Annotated in this window: 17 protein-coding genes, 2 tRNA genes and 1 pseudogene; 3 read left to right on the plus strand and 17 right to left on the minus strand. The window is 68.0% G+C overall.

The annotated features are described in order from the left end of the window. The first annotated feature begins 100 nt into the window (after positions 1–100). The gene (locus tag AKH00_RS18020; RefSeq protein ID WP_161804405.1) at positions 101–2254 is read left to right on the plus strand and encodes a hypothetical protein; all 2154 of its coding nucleotides are present in this window, start codon (positions 101–103) and stop codon (positions 2252–2254) included. A 443-nt stretch (positions 2255–2697) separates the two neighbouring features. On the opposite strand, the gene AKH00_RS14840 is transcribed toward AKH00_RS18020, so the two are convergent. The 9 genes and pseudogenes from AKH00_RS14840 to AKH00_RS14865 all read right to left on the minus strand — a co-directional run bounded on the left by AKH00_RS14840 (position 2698) and on the right by AKH00_RS14865 (position 5988). Further along, on the minus strand, positions 2698–3378 hold the full coding sequence (locus AKH00_RS14840) for a hypothetical protein (protein ID WP_050723535.1): 681 nt from the start codon (positions 3376–3378) through the stop codon (positions 2698–2700). Further along, entirely contained in the window at positions 3375–3791 is a 417-nt protein-coding gene (locus AKH00_RS17885; RefSeq protein ID WP_152926214.1) for a hypothetical protein, read from the minus strand. The genes AKH00_RS14840 and AKH00_RS17885 overlap by 4 nt, the downstream gene beginning before the upstream one ends. Further along, positions 3788–3985 carry a hypothetical protein gene (locus tag AKH00_RS14845; RefSeq protein ID WP_050723536.1) on the minus strand — a complete coding sequence of 66 codons (198 nt, stop codon included), beginning with the start codon at positions 3983–3985 and terminating at the stop codon, positions 3788–3790. The genes AKH00_RS17885 and AKH00_RS14845 overlap by 4 nt, the downstream gene beginning before the upstream one ends. Positions 3986–3988: 3 nt before the next feature. Then, positions 3989–4438: a helix-turn-helix domain-containing protein gene (locus tag AKH00_RS18025; RefSeq protein WP_050723537.1), complete on the minus strand. Its 450-nt coding sequence runs from the start codon at positions 4436–4438 to the stop codon at positions 3989–3991. Next, positions 4435–4710, minus strand: coding sequence for a hypothetical protein (locus AKH00_RS18030; protein ID WP_050723538.1), 276 nt, complete (start codon positions 4708–4710; stop codon positions 4435–4437). Before AKH00_RS18030 ends, AKH00_RS18025 begins: the two co-directional genes overlap by 4 nt. Continuing rightward, complete coding sequence (locus AKH00_RS18340; RefSeq protein WP_050723539.1) at positions 4707–5024, minus strand: hypothetical protein; 318 nt, start codon at positions 5022–5024, stop codon at positions 4707–4709. The genes AKH00_RS18030 and AKH00_RS18340 overlap by 4 nt, the downstream gene beginning before the upstream one ends. Positions 5025–5303: 279 nt before the next feature. Beyond that, a pseudogene (locus AKH00_RS18505) lies at positions 5304–5513 on the minus strand (helix-turn-helix domain-containing protein); the annotation flags it as partial. Continuing rightward, positions 5510–5635 (minus strand): hypothetical protein, encoded by a 126-nt coding sequence (locus AKH00_RS18425; RefSeq protein WP_268768116.1) that lies wholly within the window; start codon positions 5633–5635, stop codon positions 5510–5512. The gene AKH00_RS18425 and the pseudogene AKH00_RS18505, both read right to left, overlap by 4 nt. A 17-nt stretch (positions 5636–5652) precedes the next feature. After that, positions 5653–5988: a hypothetical protein gene (locus AKH00_RS14865; RefSeq protein WP_050723540.1), complete on the minus strand. Its 336-nt coding sequence runs from the start codon at positions 5986–5988 to the stop codon at positions 5653–5655. 341 nt (positions 5989–6329) lie between these two features. On the opposite strand from AKH00_RS14865, the gene AKH00_RS14870 reads away from it, so the two are divergent. Beyond that, a complete protein-coding gene (locus AKH00_RS14870) occupies positions 6330–7517 on the plus strand; it encodes a site-specific integrase (RefSeq protein ID WP_050723541.1) in 1188 nt (395 codons plus the stop codon). Between the two features lie 19 nt (positions 7518–7536). On the opposite strand, the gene AKH00_RS14875 is transcribed toward AKH00_RS14870, so the two are convergent. From AKH00_RS14875 to AKH00_RS14895, 5 genes are all read right to left on the minus strand, one after another. Beyond that, a tRNA-Ala gene (locus AKH00_RS14875) sits at positions 7537–7609 on the minus strand. A gap of 26 nt (positions 7610–7635) precedes the next feature. After that, positions 7636–7709: transfer RNA gene (locus AKH00_RS14880), tRNA-Ile, on the minus strand. 84 nt (positions 7710–7793) lie between these two features. Further along, entirely contained in the window at positions 7794–8771 is a 978-nt protein-coding gene (locus tag AKH00_RS14885) for a DUF4097 family beta strand repeat-containing protein (RefSeq protein WP_235556797.1), read from the minus strand. After that, positions 8768–9457 carry a LuxR C-terminal-related transcriptional regulator gene (locus tag AKH00_RS14890; RefSeq protein ID WP_050723542.1) on the minus strand — a complete coding sequence of 230 codons (690 nt, stop codon included), beginning with the start codon at positions 9455–9457 and terminating at the stop codon, positions 8768–8770. Before AKH00_RS14890 ends, AKH00_RS14885 begins: the two co-directional genes overlap by 4 nt. Before the next feature lie 52 nt (positions 9458–9509). Continuing rightward, a complete protein-coding gene (locus tag AKH00_RS14895) occupies positions 9510–10778 on the minus strand; it encodes a sensor histidine kinase (protein ID WP_050723543.1) in 1269 nt (422 codons plus the stop codon). Between the two features lie 136 nt (positions 10779–10914). Here AKH00_RS14895 and AKH00_RS17710 point away from each other — a divergent pair, with 136 nt between their 5' ends. Next, complete coding sequence (locus tag AKH00_RS17710) at positions 10915–11616, plus strand: DUF3800 domain-containing protein (protein WP_082297664.1); 702 nt, start codon at positions 10915–10917, stop codon at positions 11614–11616. Between the two features lie 91 nt (positions 11617–11707). Here the strand turns inward: AKH00_RS17710 and AKH00_RS14905 are convergent, their stop codons facing one another. Genes AKH00_RS14905 through gyrB form a run of 3 tightly spaced genes read right to left on the minus strand, consistent with a single transcriptional unit; the run spans position 11708 to position 16798 of the window. Next, complete coding sequence (locus tag AKH00_RS14905; RefSeq protein ID WP_050723544.1) at positions 11708–12112, minus strand: DUF3566 domain-containing protein; 405 nt, start codon at positions 12110–12112, stop codon at positions 11708–11710. Continuing rightward, complete coding sequence (gene gyrA, locus AKH00_RS14910) at positions 12109–14676, minus strand: DNA gyrase subunit A (RefSeq protein ID WP_050723545.1); 2568 nt, start codon at positions 14674–14676, stop codon at positions 12109–12111. Before gyrA ends, AKH00_RS14905 begins: the two co-directional genes overlap by 4 nt. A gap of 52 nt (positions 14677–14728) precedes the next feature. Next, positions 14729–16798 (minus strand): DNA topoisomerase (ATP-hydrolyzing) subunit B, encoded by a 2070-nt coding sequence (gene gyrB / locus AKH00_RS14915; protein ID WP_082297665.1) that lies wholly within the window; start codon positions 16796–16798, stop codon positions 14729–14731. Between the last annotated feature and the right edge of the window lie 87 nt (positions 16799–16885).

The following is a 16885-nucleotide window of genomic DNA, read 5'->3' on the forward strand; positions in this document are numbered from 1 at the left end:
GGGCCACGGCGTGGCGTCGCCGCCGGGTCCGTAGAGTGCCGCGCCACGGCTGGCGCGGACGCGCGCCGCCGACCTGACCTGAGAGAGGCGGCACCCCCGCATGGCTATGGACATCGGCACACTCGTCGGATACCTGGAACTCGACACGAGCAAGTTCGAGGAGAGCGCGAAGGGCGCGGGCGCGAAGATGCCCGGCTGGATGGCGGCGGCGGGTGCGCTCGCGGCCACAGCGGCGGCGGCGGCATTCGGGGCGGCGTTCGTGAATGCGGTGAACGTGGAGGCGGGCAACCAGAAGGTCGCGGCGCAACTCGGCCTGACCGAGGAGGAGTCCCGGCGTGCTGGTGATGCGGCGGCGGCCGCGTACAAGGCCGGGTTCGGTGAGTCGATGGCCGGGGTGCAGGAGACGACCGCGGGCGTCATCTCCTCGATCCGTGGGATGCGTGAGGCGTCCGTGGATGAACTCGAAGGGATCGTGTCCGGGGTGCAGATGCTCTCCGACTCGTTCGGCATCGAGGCTGACCGCATCTCGCAGGTGGTGGGGCAGATGCTCTCCACCGGGCTCGCGTCGTCGGCGGAGGAGGGCCTGGACCTCCTCACCGCGTCCCTCCAGCGGGTGCCCGCGGCTGTGCGTGAGGACGTGATGGACGCCGTGGATGAGTACGGGCCGTTCTTCGCGCAGATCGGGCTCTCCGGCGAGGAGGCGATGAGCGCTCTCGTCACCGCCAGCGAGAAGGGCATGTACGGGATCGACAAGACCGGTGATGCCGTGAAGGAGTTCGGGCTCCAGATGCAGGACATGGCGAAGAACGGGCCCGTGCTGGAGGGGCTCGGGCTGAACGCCGAGGAGATGGCGGCGAAGTTCCTCGCGGGTGGGGACTCCTCCCGTGAGGCGTTCCAGCAGATTGTGGACGGGCTCCTGGGGATGCAGGACCCGGTGGCGCAGTCGGCGGCGGCGGTGTCGCTGTTCGGGACCCCGCTAGAGGACCTGAACACGGGTGAGATTCCCGCGTTCCTCCAGGGCCTCTCCGACATGGAGGGCGGGCTCGGTGACGTGTCGGGCTCGATGCAGGCGATGTCGGACACGGCCGGGGACTCGGTGGCGGCGAAGTGGGATCAGGTCACGCGCTCGTTCGAGGGCGTCGTGACCACGGTGGCGGGGCAACTCCTCCCGGCGCTCGTGCCCCTCCTCGACTGGGCGGCGGAGAACCCGGCCCTGCTCGGCGCGGTGGCGGCGGCGGTCGGTGCGATGGCGGTCGCGTGGGGTGTCTACACGGTGGCGCAGTGGGCGGCGAACGCGGCCATCCTCGCCAACCCCATCACGTGGATCGTGCTCGCCATCGGCGCGGTGATCGCCGCCCTCGTGCTCCTCGTCGCGAACTGGGATGCCGTGGTCGCGTGGATCAGCGAAGTGTGGGGCGGGTTCGTGTCGTGGCTCACGGAGGTCACGGAGGGCATCGCGGCCTGGTGGAACGAACTCTGGGCCGGGTTCGGTGCGTGGGTGACGAGCGTGTGGGAGGGCTTCGTCGGCTTCATCTCCGACACGTGGTCGAACTTCGTGCTCGGGCTCCAGATCATCGGTGACGCTCTCGCGGCCTGGTGGAACGGGCTCTGGTCCGGGGTCGGGCAGTTCATCTCGGACGTGTGGAACGGGTTCATCGGGTTCGTGCAGGGCATCTTCCAGGGCTACGTGGCCTGGGTAATGTCGGTCGCCTCCGGGTTCGTGAACGGCTGGAACGCCGTCTGGAGCCGGGTGGGTCAGATCATCTCGGACGTGTGGACGAACGTCGTCTCGTTCTTCCAGGGCATCCCCGGTGCCATCGGTGGGCTCCTCTCCGGTGCGGGAACGTGGCTCTACAACATCGGACGGGACATCATCCAGGGCCTGTGGAACGGTCTGAAGTCGATCTGGTCGAGCGTCTCGGCATGGTTCGAGGACACGTTCGGCGGGATCATCGACACGGTGGCGGGCATCTTCGGGATCGCATCCCCCTCGAAGGTCATGCGGCAGATGGGCGTCTGGGTCGGTGAGGGCTTCGTGCAGGGCCTCGACCAGATGACGCCCAGCGTGGAGACGGCGATGACGGACATGGCGCACGTGCCCGACACGGCGGCGGAGTTCATCGCGCGCTACCCGGTGAGCGAGGGGGCCGGAGACACGTTCCACTACCACGCGGCCGAGAACCAGTCCCTGTCCTCCGAGGAGGCCCTGTTCGAGGCTCTCGGCTCTCCGCGTTCGCCATTCGGAGGTAAGTAGGACACTCAGACCCTCCAGGACGCCGTGAGGCTCGCACAGAGCGACGAACGGGCGTGGGGTGGGGTGAGAGGGCCTGAAGGCCCTCAGAGGCGCTCAGACGAGCGGAGAGCGCCGCACACAGAGTTCGAGGGGTGGGCTTTCTCTCAGGTCAGCCCGCCCCTCGGCGTTCGCGGGGGTGCTCCAGCGCCCGCTCGCCTGCTTCATAAGCAGACAGTCCGCGCCCGCCGCTGACAACCCGCGGGCCTGCCGCATCCTCAGTCGTGGACGGCACGAGGCCCGTCGTCGGGCCATGACAAGCGACCGTGAGCGCGCGCGTTCGTGCCAGCCTCGTGCCAGTAGCCCGGTGCGGAGCGGACCTCAGGGCGGCTCTCTCGGTGCACGAGTGAGGGGCGGGCCAGCGTGTGTGCGCCAGCCCGCCCCTCCGTGGTTGCGGTGTGCATGGGTCAGGCGGGGACGCTCTCCAGCGACTCCACCAGGCGGGGGATCGAGCCCGACTCCGGGGCGGGAGCGGCGAGCGCGTCGCCATCCATGAGGAGGTCGAACGCGGCGGCGTCGGCCTCACGGAGGAGCACGAGCCCGTCGAACGGAATCTCACCCGTGGCGGCGAGGCCCTCCAGGATCGTGCGCCACGCGATGGCGGGCCGGTTCGTGCGCTCGATGGCGGCGATGCGCTCGGCGGCGGGGTCCACCTGCACGAGACGCTCCCACACCGCGCCGCGGATGAAGTCCACGACCTCCTCGGGGCGGGAGTCCTCCAGGACCTCGGGCATCGTCTCCAGCGCGTCGAGGATGGCGGCGAGCCGCACGCGGTCGGCGTCCGCGATGATGCTCGGGAGGTCACGCCCGGCGTCGAGGAGCGCGCGGACCTTCGCCCACTGGTGAGCCTGGAGCGCGATGTCGTCGGCACCCTTCGGCGCGAGCGCGTCGAGGATGGGCTGACGGTCGGGCGTGGTGGGCTCGGCGGGCATGGCGGCGGTGAGGCGTGCCCGGATCGCGTCCAGTTCCCGGCGCTGGCGAGCACGGAGGCCCTCCGGCGTCAGGTGCTGGTCCTGGAGGAGTGCCGTCGCGAGGAGGTCGCGGCGCGCGGTGGTGACGAGAGTGATGTTGCTGGCCGTGTCGGTCACGACTGGCCTCCGTTCTGTTCGGTGATGGTGCCCGGTGTGGGCGTGGACCCCGCCAGGCGGCGGGACTTCTGTCGTGCGTTGTACTCGCGGCTCCACTCGCGGCGGCATCCGCGGCAGTGTCCGCCGTTCGTGGTGCCCCACACGAGGCGGACGTGGCCGCGGGGGCAGGAGTGCCAGTCGCCGCCGTGGTCACGCTGGGCGTTGTGAGATGCGCAGAGGGGGGCGTAGGCGTCGAGGTCCGTGGAGTATCCGAGCGCCGAGCCAGCCTTCGCGCTGAAGGAGGTCGGTCGTGTCGTGAGTCCCCACCCGTTGGCGGGACGACCACAGCCGGGGGCCGCGCAGGGCTTGCCTACCGCGGAGCCCCGCTCCCGGCGAAGTGCTTCGTGAACACTGCCGTAGGTGCGTGCGGTCATCGCGCTCTCCCTTCGTCACGGGCCTGCACGCGCCGGGCGGCGGCTTCCGCCATGAGCGCGGAGACGTAGGCCTCGATGGGCTCACGCTGGGCGGTGGGGAGCGTGCGCACGGTCGCGTGGTAGGCGTCGTGGGCCGCATTGCGCCGGGCGAGAATGTCGGCGAGGCCACGGGGCCGCGGGGGTGAATAGACCATCGGTCAGCCCTCGGTTCCGAACACGAGGCGGTCGAGGAGGGTCCCCACCTGGTCCAGGCCCGCAGTGTGCGCGGCGTCGAGGTTGAGGAGGCGTGCGCGGCGCTCCATGATCTTCAGGCACGTCTCCGCGGAGCGAACGTCACCGTTCACGGCGGCGGCGAAGTGGCCGCGGAAGATCGCATCGAGCCGGTCGAGTTCGAGGAGGCGCAGTTCGTCGGCCTCCTCACGCGGGATCGCGGCGATGGCATCCTTCAGCCAGGCGTAGACCGTCGAGGGATGCACCTTCAGGTGTGCGGCGATGGCCTCCACAGCGATCCCGGCGCGGCGCATCGTGAGCGCCTTCTGCTTCCGGGTGGCCGTGGCGATCCGTCGCGGTGCGCCCTTCGGTGCGGGACGCTCACCGAGGAGGTACTCGGCGGCGAGGTCGGCGGTGTCAGTGGTGTTGGCGCTCATCGCGCCTCCTCTCGGGTCATGCGAGTGCCGCAAATGCAGTAGCCGCGGGGGTTGAACAGGTGGGTGTGCTGGGACCATGCGCGGAGCATCCACGCGGCCCACTCGGCGGGCCAGTCGGCGGATGCCTCGGGGCCGTCGAAGTAGTAGGCGACGAACCGTGCCGTCTGCTCCTCCAGCCAGCGGGACCGGGGATGCATCCCACGGGCGCGAGCCCAGAGGCGCATCGGGATCGTGACCGCGAAGTCGGTGGGGAAGGTGGTCCGGGCGCTCATGCGCTCTCCTCTCGGGTGATGGTCCAGGCTTCGGGGGTGCCGGGTAGGCGCGTCGGCCACGTCGGCATTCCGGCATCTCGTGCCGCATCCCACACGTAGCCGTGTGCGAACAGCAGGTCGTGGAGCCGGTCATCCTCCACGAGGTCATCCCCGGCCTCGGTCAGGGCCCGCGACCGGAGGCCGCTCCATGCGCGGATGCGCTCCCGGCGCTCCTCTGCGGAGAGGGCGTCGAGGTACGCGAGTTCGACCTCTCCGAAGCCGTTCACGTCGATGGAGTCGCATCGAGCATCGACAGCACGGAGTGCATCGAGCACGTTCCGACGCTGAGCATCCGTCAGCCTCCAGCGCGTCGAAGCGCTGTTACGAGATGGGTCTACTTCTTGGTTCTTCTTCCCTGGGTCTACTTCGTAGGCACCTGGTGCCTCAATCGGGAGGCACGTCGTGCCGGAATCGGAGGCACGAGATGCCTCAATCTCCTCGGCCCCCTCATGCATTGCGGCATCTCGTGCCGGAATAGGGAGGAGGGGACGCGCGCCCACCCGGTAGCGGTTCCCCTGCCGGGTCCCACGTGAGAGGACCTGCACGAGCCCGACCTCGATGAGGCGCTTCAGCGCGAGGCGCACGGCACGCGGTGATTGGCCCGACTCACGCGCGATGAGGTCCTGCCCTGGGAACGTCACGCCGTCCTCATCGGCACGGTCACGGAGCACGGTGTACACCGCGATCTGTGGCGGGGTGAGCCCCAGCGCGGGCACGGCCTCCCGTGTGAACCAGTGGTGTGCGCGCACCCATCCGGCCGTCATGCGGCGACCTCCTCACGCGCGGCCTCCTGGAACTCGGCCAGGTGGGCGTCGAAGCGGTCGAGCGCGGCGAGCATCGAGGCGAACGGCCCCGGCGTCGGCTCTGCGTGCTGTGTGTCGGTCATGGTTCTACCCGCCCGAGTCAGAGCCCGAGGGCGTAGTCGATGCCACGCTCCCCGATGGCCGGGGCGTAGGCCGAATGCACCGCGGCCTCGTTGAGCATCTCGCCGTTGAGCCCGTTGGGCGGGGTGAGCGAGAAGCCCATCTGCTCCAGGCAGGGGGCCACGAGCACGGACACCTTGCGGCCGTCCTTCTGAACCGCGACCTCGCCGCTGTTGATGAGCGCGTAGGCGGTGGGGAGCGAGACGCCGCGGAGGAGCGCGAACTGTCGCACGCTGATCGTCGGCACGGGGAATGTGCGGAGTGCCGCGAGAAGCGATGCCCGCTGGGCGGTCTTGTCGAGTTCCGGTGTTGCCATGAGGACCCTCCCTGGGTCGCGTTGTGAATGCGGTCCCAAGGTCCTTCCCTGGCGTTCGGGGTGAGGGTGGCTCTCGCCTGTCTCATCCCTCCCGGTTGCATGAGACTCTACACGATTCGCGTGCCACTAGGCGGTATTGTGGGAGAACGGATTCAACGTCTGACCTGCGAAAAGGTGACACACTGTCACCCTGACTCTGGTGATACATTGACACCACAACCACGAAGGAGTCGCAGATGAGCGAGCGAAAACAGAAGACAAATAGGCAGGCGTTCGGGAGCGTCAGGAAGTTGCCGAGCGGACGATGGCAGGCGAGATATCCCGACCCCGCTGGGCGCGCCATGACCGCCCCCACGACGTTCGCGACGAAGCGCGAGGCGCAGGACCACATCGCCGGAGTCCGCGCCGACCGGATGCGTGGCACCTACAGGGATCACCGCGCCGGGCTCACCCCGTTCGGTGACTACGCCCGTGAGTGGATCGCGAACGGTGGGACGCGGGGACAGTTCGCCCCCAAGACCAAGGCGAATAACGAGGACCTCCTGGCCGGGCTCCTCCTCCCCTTCCATGACCGGGCGCTCTCCGCCATCTCCCCCTCCGACGTGCGCACCTGGTACACCCGGAGCCGGAAGGAGTTGGCCGACGCCGGGCGGAAGCGCGCCGCGGCATCCCACGCCCGTGCCATCGCCGCCGCGAAGAAGCGGGGCCTACCGGCCCCGCCCGCACCCGTCGCGCAGACCGGCGAATCCCGGCTCCGCCAGGGCTATACCCTCCTCCGCTCCATCCTCGCCACGGCAGTGAAGGATGGGCTGATCGGCTCGAACCCGTGCCAGATCGGCGGGGCAGGATCGGTGAAGCACCCGGAGCGACCTCTCCTCACGCCCGACATGCTCGGCGTGATCGTGGAGGAGATGCCGGAGCAGTGGGCGCTCCCCATCCGCGTGATGTTCGGCGCTCACCTGCGCCTCGGTGAACTCGTGGCGCTCCAGCGTGGCGACTACGCGGACGGCGTGCTGAAGGTGGAGCGGCAGACGACGCTCGTGAACGGCAAGCCGGTGACCACCAAGACCAAGACGGGGAACGTGCGCCGGGTGAAGTTGCCGCCGCGCATCGCCGCTGAGGTCGAGGCCCACCTGGCCGCGTCGAAGGGCTTCGCGCGTGCGCCCATGTTCCTGCGCTCCGATGGAGAGCCGATCACGAACCACGCGCTCGGGCAGGCGTGGAGGAGGGCGGCGCGGAGAGTCGGGCTCGGACAGTTCCACCCTCACGACGTGCGCCACGCGGGCCTCACGATGGCGGCGCAGAACGGAGCGACGACGCGCGAACTCATGGCACGCGCCGGACACTCCACAGCACGGGCGGCGCTCATCTACCAGCACGCGGCAGAGGAGCGCGACGCGGCGCTGGCGGAGGGCCTCGACGTGCTCGGAGGGAGCCCAACTCGGAGCGTTACTGGCACGGGGATGGCACGAGCGGCCATCCTGGCAACGGAAAAGTCCCCTGATCTGATGGCGGAAAATGCCGTCTGACCAGGGGACTTGTGAAGTGTGGAGCCTAGGAGATTCGAACTCCTGACATCCTGCTTGCAAAGCAGGCGCTCTACCAACTGAGCTAAGGCCCCGTAAGGGTACTTCTTGAGTTACAGGGTGGGGCTACCAGGACTTGAACCTGGGACCTCTTCATTATCAGTGAAGCGCTCTAACCGCCTGAGCTATAGCCCCGTCAACCTCCAAGACTTTACCGGAGAATCTCGGAAATACCCAATCGAGGGTGGGACCCCGGAGGAGTCCCACCCTCGACGATGATCACCGGCCGGGTCTGATGCTGACGCTGCCCGCCGAGAGCGTGACCTCGATGGTCCGCGAGCTGGTCGACGACTCGTCGATGCGCGCGTCGAGCGACCCTGCGCTCACCTCCTGGGTGATGGCGTACGAGGTGTCGGGGACGGTGAGATCGACCGATCCGGCGCTGACCTCGACCGCGGTGCGGCCGGGCGCCGTACCCGTCAGCTCGACGTTCATGTCTCCGGCCGAAACGCCCAGGTCCGCATCGTCCACCCCGTCGAGCACGACGTCGGCGCGACCGGCGCTCATGTCGATCGCGAGACTCGTGGCCGCGCCCTCGACATCCAGCGCACCGGCGTTGACGGTCACGTCGAGCGCCCCGAAGTCGCCGACCACGTCGAGGCTCCCCGCATCGAGGGTGAGCGTCGCGTCCAGCGCCTCCTCTCGCAACCCCTCGGGGAGCGTGAGCACAGCGGACTCCTCATCGCCGAACCATCCGCCGAACCACCAGCCCCAGCGGAACTCGGGGCTGCGGACCACGACCTCGTCCCCCTGTCGTTCGAGCGTCCACCCGGGACTGCGCCCGTTCGTCACTGAGAGCTCCGCCTCATCGACGTCGCCGAACTCGATGCGCATGTTCCCGGCATCCACGTCGAGATCGATGCCCGTGAGTCCCTCGGCATCGACGGTCTGCACCGAGTCGCTCCGCTCGTCCGATGCCGCCAGGAGCGTGCCGGTCGCGGCGAATGCAGCGGTGCCGCCGGATCCCAGCAGCGCGAGCCCGCCGATCACGGCCGTACTCACGAGCACCGCCGTGACGCCCGGTCCGCGCTTCTCTGTACGATCACCCGTGGGCGGGAGTTCGGCGGGGGCGGGATCCGCGGGCGGAGTCTGCGAGGACGCCGAGACCGGTGCCGACGCCGGAGGCGGGGTGAGCGGGGTATGCCCGCTGTCGTTCGTGGCGCCCTGGTCCGGGGTGCTGTTCTGTTCGGTGCTCATCGTGCGGCTCCTGTCTGGCCGGTGGGCGGAGTGGGTCCGCCGGTGTTCTCGATGTGGGCGAGGGCGGCGAGCACGCGTCGGTTGCCCGACTCGTCGGGCTCGAACCCGAGTTTCTGGAAGATGGCGGTGATGTGCTTCTCGACACTCGCCTCGGAGAGGAAGAGCAGGCCGGCGATCGCCTGGTTGGACTTGCCCTCCGCGATCAGGGAGAGCACGGTGCGCTCCCGTTCGGTGAGGCGCATCATGCGGTCGTCGCGGTTGCGGCGGGTCAGCAGCTGAGCCACGACCTCGGGGTCGAGCACTGTGGCTCCCTCGGAAATGCGCTGCACCGAGGCGAGGAACTCCGCGACGTCGGCGACCCGGTCCTTGAGCAGATATCCGAGCGGACCTCCCTGCGCAGCGATGAGATCCGAGGCGTAGCGTTCCTCGACATACTGCGAGAGCACGAGCAGCGGGAGTGCCGGATCCGTGGCACGCAGCTCGAGCGCCGCGCGGATCCCCTCGTCCGTGAAGGTCGGAGGTAGTCGGACATCGAGGATGCAGAGCTCCGGGGCATCGTTCCGCACGGCCTCGGCGAGTCCGTGGGTGTCGGGGAGAGCGGCGACCACGGTGTGGCCGGCGTCTCCGAGCAGACGCACGAGCCCTTCGCGGAGGAGGACGGAGTCCTCGCAGATCAGGATGCGCATGGCAGAACTCCCTCAGTGTCGACGGTGCGGTTCTGGTCGAGAAGCGGGCAGATCAGGATGCGCATGGCACGTTCACCTCCAGGCTGGTGGGACCGCCGATCGGGCTGTCGAGCCGGAACGTCCCGCCCGCGGCGAGGATCCGGTTCGCGATGCCGTCGAGACCGCCGCCGGGCTGCACCTGCGCACCGCCCATGCCGTTGTCCTCGACCCTCGCCCACAGCACGCCGCCCTCGCGGAGTCGCACAGTCACCCGTGTCTCGCTGGCCCGCGAGTGCTTGGCCGCGTTCGTCAGCGACTCCGCGATCGAGAAGTACACGGCGGCCTCCGCCTCACGGCTGCAGCGTCCGTCCATGCGGACGTCGAGGCTCACGGGGATGTGCGAACGCCCTGCGAGCGCCGACAGCGCGGCGTCGAGCCCGCGGTCGTCGAGCACCGAGGCGTGGATGCCGCGGGCCAGCTGCCGCAGTTCGGTGATGGCCGCCTTGGTCGACGTGTGGGCCTCGGCGATCAGCTCCTTCGCGGCATCCGGGTCGTTGTCGATCTTCTGCTGCGCGAGCCCCAGGGTCATGCCGACCGAGACGAGTCGCGGCTGGACGCCGTCATGCAGGTCGCGCTCGATGCGTGTGCGCTCGACGTCCGCAGCGCGGACCGCCCCTTCGCGCTGGGCGGTGCTGGTGCGCACGCGCTCGGTGAGCTCCGCCTCCTTCGAGCGGATCACGATCGACAGCGACAGCACCCGGTGCAGCGCGGCGAGTCCGATCATGCCGACGATGCAGGCGGCGATACCGAGGATCCCGACGAGCGGCGCCCAGGGAGCGGTGATACCGCCGCCGCCGAACGGGCCCATCACGGCCTCGGAACCGACGATCGGCGCGAAGCAGATCGCGATCGACCAGACGAGTCCCCAGGCCAGTCGCAGCACGACCCAGCCGAGCACGGCGGAGATCGCGAAGTTGGCAATCGCCCGCCACATGCGTCCGTCGATCGCCTGACGCCCGAGAGCGCGCACCCAGCCCGAGAAGCCCGGACGGTCGCGGGGACGCCACCGCAGCGGAGCGATCGGAGTGCGGTACAGGCCGCTCACCCGGGCGACCTCGAACCAGCCGACGCCGAACAGCGCGTAGATCAGGCCGATGAGGAGGACGATCCCGACTCCGGCGGCGAACAGGAGGCCGAGGCCTGTTCCGAGCAGTCCGGTCAGCGCTCCGAAGATGACGCCGCCGATCACGCCGACACCCGCGAGATGCAGGATGGTGAGGAAGAGGCGCAGCGGCGGCTTGGTCGGCTTCGCCCGCTGCGGCACGGCAGTCTGTGTGGTCATGGTTCCAAGGTACGGGCGGCCCGATGACGCCGACACCGAGGCATCCCGAGACCCCGCTTCGGGTTTTCCCTACCCCGAGAACGCTGTACTTCGGAATGCCGCATGACGTCCGCGGAATGCCCTCGACAATGGAGCGATGCCTGCCCTCGAACGCATGATCTACGTCGATGATTCCGGACGCCCTCAATCGGGCTTGGTGGTCTTCGGGTGGGTCGAGTTCAGCCCCGATCACTGGTCGATCGTGCTGCGAACGTGGCTGGAGTCGCGTAAGCGTCTGTGGCGCACCCTCGGAGTCCCCGTGTCCCAGGAGTTGCACACGACGGACTATGTGAACGGACGCGGTCGTATCTCAAGTCGGTTCCCCTCTTCGCACAGACGTGAAGGAGTGGAGCTCTGGAAGGACCTCGGTCGTGAGGTCGCCGGCGACTGCCTCGAGGCGATCCGCAGTAGCGAGGGTCTCCGGGTCGGTTCGGTCTTTCGCCAGGGCGCTCCCGAGGATCTCGCCGACACGCGCAGTTCCGTGTACGCGGAACTCGTCGCCCGCTTCGAAGTCGAACTCGACGCACAGGATGCCTTGGGGATCATCTTCATGGACGGCGACGGTTCCGATCCGACTTACCGACGGGCGCATCGGGAACTTCGATTGGATCACCGACGCGTACTCGAAGACGCTATCCACATCGACTCACGAAAGTCGCAGTTCGCGCAGATGGCCGATCTCGTCGCCTGGAGTGCGTATGCCTCGATCGAACGGCATCCGGGCAACGAATTCGCATGGCGGTGGTACGAGTCGGTACTTAGCGAAAGAGATCCCGATCGCCTACCGCAAGAGATCTGACGAGAGACACAGCGAGACCCCCTTGATCCGCGTAGACGGAGGGGGTCTGCACTGGTGACTCTACTGGATCACGCCCACGAACGCGAGAGCGTCAGTTCGACATGAAGCCGACGAGCAGTCCACCCGTCACCTTGACGGCGACGTTGTAGATGCCCGCGACCACGGCGCCGAGCACCGTGAAGACGATCAGGTTCAGGATCGACACGACGGCCGCGAACGCCATGACCTGCGGGAGTCCCGCGATCTCGGAGATCTGCACCGCGTTGTCGGTGACCGTGCCGATGAAGTCGTCGGCCTGCGCCAGGATGCCGGTCGCCTGCAGCACGAGGTAGATGAGGAAGAACGACACCATGGTCACGATCGCCAGCGCGACGGCGCCGAGGAACGAGAGCTTCACGGCCGACCAGAAGTCCACGTAGACCAGGCGCAGGCGGACCTGCTTGCCACCGGTCTTACGCGTCGACTTCTTCGCCAGCTTGTCGGCTACTGTGCTCATGCGTCTGTGTCCTCAGGGTTCTCTGTCGTCTCGGGGGAGATGGTGGGGGAGTCCACCTCCGCCTCGGCCGATTCGTCGTCCTCGGCAAGGCCCCGCTCACCGTTGCGGGCGATGGCGAGGATGCGGTCGGCTTCCGTCGTCCGCGCGAACACCACTCCCATCGTGTCGCGGCCCTTGGCGGGCACCTCGGCCACGGCAGAGCGTACCACCTTGCCGCTGGACAGAACCACCAAGACCTCGTCGTCCTCCGAGACCATGAGACCACCCGCGAGAGTGCCCCGATCGTCGTTGAGTTTCGCGACCTTGATGCCGAATCCGCCGCGTCCCTGGACTCGGTACTCCTCGATCGCGGTGCGCTTGGCGTAGCCTCCGTCGGTGACCACGAACACGTACTGACCGAGAGCTGCGACCGAGGCCGAGAGCAGGCTGTCGCCCTCGCGGAACTTCATGCCCTTCACGCCCGCGGTCGCGCGGCCCATCGGCCGCAGCGCCTCGTCGGTGGCGCTGAACCGCACCGACATGCCCTTGCGGCTGATGAGGAGGATGTCGTCCTCCGCATCGACCATGAGCGCGGAGACCAGCTCGTCCTCGTCGTTCAGACGGATGGCGATCACGCCGCCCTGACGGTTCGTGTCATAGCTCGACAGCGCGGTCTTCTTGACGAGTCCGTCACGGGTCGCGAGCACGAGGTAGTCGGCCACCTCGTAGTCGCGGATGTCGAGGATCTGCGCGATCTTCTCGTCCGGCTGCAGCGCGAGCAGGTTCGCGACGTGCGTGCCCTTCGCATCCCGGCCGGCCTCGGGGACCTCGTAGGTCTTCGAGCGGTAGACCCGGCCCTTGTCGGTGAAGAACAGCAGCCAGTGGTGGGTGGTCGTGACGAAGAAGTGCTCGACGATGTCGTCGGCGCGGAGCTGCGCGCCCTTCACACCCTTGCCTCCGCGGTGCTGCGAGCGGTAGTTGTCACTGCGCGTGCGCTTGATGTAGCCCTCTCGCGTGACGGTGACGACCATCTCCTCTTCGGCGATGAGGTCTTCCATCGACACGTCGCCGTCGAAGCCGTGCAGGATGTGCGTCCGGCGCTCGTCGCCGAAGCGGTCGACGATGCCCGTGAGCTCCTCGCGGATGATGTCGCGCTGCAGGCCCTCGTCGGCGATGATCGCCTTGAACTCCTCGATCTTGCCGCGGAGCTCCTCGGCCTCCTCGAGGATCTTCTGCCGCTCGAGCGCCGCGAGGCGACGCAGCTGGAGGGCGAGGATCTCGTCGGCCTGGTCGGCGTCGACGTCGAGGAGCTTGATGAGACCCTCGCGTGCATCGTCGACCGTGGGCGAACGACGGATGAGCGCGATGACCTCGTCGAGCGCGTCGAGCGCCTTCAGGTACCCCTCGAGGGTGTGCATGCGACGCTCGGCCTTCGCGAGGCGGAAGCGCGTGCGGCGGACGATGACCTCGAGCTGGTGGGTGATCCAGTTCGTGATGAACCCGTCGATGCCGAGCGTGCGGGGCACGCCGTCGACGATCGCGAGCATGTTCGCGCCGAAGTTCTCCTGCAGCTGCGTGTGCTTGTACAGGTTGTTGAGCACGACCTTCGCGACGGCATCCCGCTTGAGGACGACGACGAGACGCTGACCCGTGCGGTCCGAGGACTCGTCGCGGATGTCCGCGATGCCCGTGATCTTGCCGTCGCGCGCGAGGTCGCCGATCTTCACCGCGACGTTGTCGGGGTTGACCTGGTACGGGAGCTCAGTGATCACGAGGCACGTGCGGCCCTGGATCTCCTCGACGTTGACGACCGCGCGCATCGTGATGGACCCGCGACCCGTGCGGTACGCCTCGTGCACGCCCTTGGTGCCCAGGATCTGCGCGCCGGTCGGGAAGTCCGGACCCGGGATGCGCTGGATCAGCCCCTCGAGCAGCTCCTCGCGGGAGAGACCCGGGTTGTCGAGCGCCCAGAGCGCCGCAGCCGAGACCTCGCGGAGGTTGTGCGGCGGGATGTTCGTCGCCATGCCGACCGCGATGCCGACCGAGCCGTTGACGAGCAGGTTCGGGAAACGAGCAGGGAGGACGGTCGGCTCCTGCGTCTGACCGTCGTAGTTGTCGGTGAAGTCGACCGTGTCCTCTTCGATGTCCCGCACCATCTCGAGCGCGAGCGGGGCCATCTTGGTCTCGGTGTACCGCGGGGCCGCGGCACCCATGTTGCCGGGCGAGCCGAAGTTGCCCTGACCGAGGGCGAGGGGATAGCGCAGCGACCACGGCTGCACCAGGCGGACGAGGGCGTCGTAGATCGCCGAGTCGCCGTGCGGGTGGTACTGGCCCATGACCTCGCCGACCACGCGCGCACACTTGGAGAACGACTTGTCGGGACGGAACCCGCCGTCGTACATGCCGTAGATGACGCGGCGGTGCACGGGCTTGAGCCCATCGCGGACATCGGGGAGCGCGCGGCCCACGATCACGGCCATGGCGTAGTCGAGGTAGCTGCGCTGCATCTCCGACTGCAGGTCGACCTGGTCGATCTTGCCGTGGTCGTGGCCCTCGTTGAGGTCGGGGCGTTCTTCGTCAGTCATGTGTTCTCTTCAGTTTCCGGTCGTTGAGCGAGCGAAGCGAGTCGAAACGCGCTCAGATGTCGAGGAAGCGGACGTCCTTGGCGTTGCGCTGGATGAAGCTGCGGCGCGACTCCACGTCCTCGCCCATCAGCACGCTGAAGATCTCGTCGGCGGCCGCGGCGTCCTCGATCGTCACCTGACGCAGCGTGCGCGTCGTGTGATCCATCGTGGTCTCCCACAGCTCCTTGGCGTTCATCTCGCCGAGACCCTTGTAGCGCTGGATTCCGGCATCCTTCGGGATGCGCTTGCCGTTCTCGAGGCCGTGCTTGAGCAGCGCGTCGCGCTCGGCATCGCTGAACACGTACTCGTGCGGCTGGTTGGTCCACTTGAGGCGGTACAGCGGTGGCATCGCGAGATACACGAAGCCGGCCTCGATGAGTCCGCGCATGTAGCGGAACAGCATCGTCAGCAGCAGCGTCGTGATGTGCTGACCGTCGACGTCGGCATCCGCCATCAGCACGATCTTGTGATAGCGCGCCTTCTCGATGTCGAAGTCCTCGCCGATGCCGGTGCCGAAGGCCTGGATCATCGCCTGGACTTCCTTGTTGCCGAGCGCCTTGTCGAGGCGAGCGCGCTCCACGTTGAGGATCTTGCCGCGGAGCGCCAGGATCGCCTGCGTGTGCGGATCGCGACCCTGGACCGCCGAGCCGCCGGCCGAGTCACCCTCGACGAGGAAGATCTCGCTGATCGAGGGGTCCTTGCTCGTGCAGTCCTTGAGCTTGTCGGGCATCGCCGCCGACTCGAACACGCTCTTGCGGCGGGCGGTCTCCCGCGCCTTGCGCGCGGCCATGCGCGCCGTCGCAGCGTCGATCGCCTTGCGGATCACGTTCTTCGCCTGGGCGGGATTGCGCTCGAACCAGTCGCCGAGCTGATCTCCGACGACCTTCTGCACGAACGCCTTGGCCTCGGTGTTGCCGAGCTTGGTCTTGGTCTGGCCCTCGAACTGCGGCTCTCCGAGCTTGATCGAGATGACCGCCGTGAGACCCTCGCGCACATCGTCGCCGGAGAGGTTGTCGTCCTTCTCCTTGAGGAGGTTGTTGGCGCGGGCGTAGCGGTTTACCAGCGTGGTCAGCGCCGCGCGGAAGCCCTCCTCGTGCGTGCCGCCCTCGTGCGTGTTGATCGTGTTCGCGTACGTGAACACGTTCTCGGTGTAGGAGGTGGTCCACTGCATCGCGACCTCGAGGGAGATCTTGCGCTGGGTGTCCTCGGACTCGAACGCGATGATCTCCTCGTTCACGACCTCGGCATGCCGCACCTTGTTGAGGTACTCGACGTAGTCCACGAGACCGCGCTCGTAGAAGAACACGTCACCGGGCTGCTTCGTGACGGTCTGACCGTCGACCTCGACCTCGTAGGCGGAGGTGGAGCGCTCGTCCGCCAGTTCGATGCGCAGCCCCTTGTTCAGGAAGGCCATCTGCTGGAACCGCGTGCGGAGCGTGTCGTAGTCGAACTCGACGGTCTCCTGGAAGATCTCCGCGTCGGGCCAGAACGTGATCGCCGTGCCGGTGGTGTCGGCGGCCTCGCCTTTCTCGAGCTTCTGCTGCGGGACTCCGCCGTTCGCGAAGCTGTGCCGCCAGACGAAGCCCTTCTGCTTGACCTCGACCTCGAAGCGCGTGGAGAGCGCGTTCACGACCGAAGAGCCGACGCCGTGCAGACCACCGGAGACGGCGTAGGCACCGCCGCCGAACTTGCCGCCGGCGTGCAGGATCGTGAGCACGACCTCGACGGTCGACTTGGACGGATCTGAGGAGTGCGGGTCGACGGGGATGCCGCGGCCGTTGTCGATCACGCGCACGCCGCCGTCGGCGAGGAGCGTGACGAGGATGGTGTCGGCATATCCGGCGAGAGCCTCGTCGACCGAGTTGTCGACGATCTCGTACACCAGGTGGTGCAGACCTCGAGGTCCCGTGGAGCCGATGTACATGCCGGGGCGTTTGCGGACGGCTTCGAGACCCTCGAGGATCTGGATCGAGTCGGCGCCGTACTCGCCGGGCTGCTGAGCCTGGGGGGCGGTGGGCTCCCCGTTCTCGGGGGTGCCTCCGGTGTTCGATTCCGGCTCGTCAGCGGGGGATTCAGGCGTCATCAGAGAGGTTTCTCCACATCGATATCACGAACTCCCAGTCTAGCGGGGTTTCGAGTCGATATGCGGCTCAAAGGCCGTCTGCGGCCC

Origin of the sequence: Microbacterium sp. GCS4, assembly GCF_001262495.1 — a bacterium.
GTDB lineage: Bacteria > Actinomycetota > Actinomycetes > Actinomycetales > Microbacteriaceae > Microbacterium.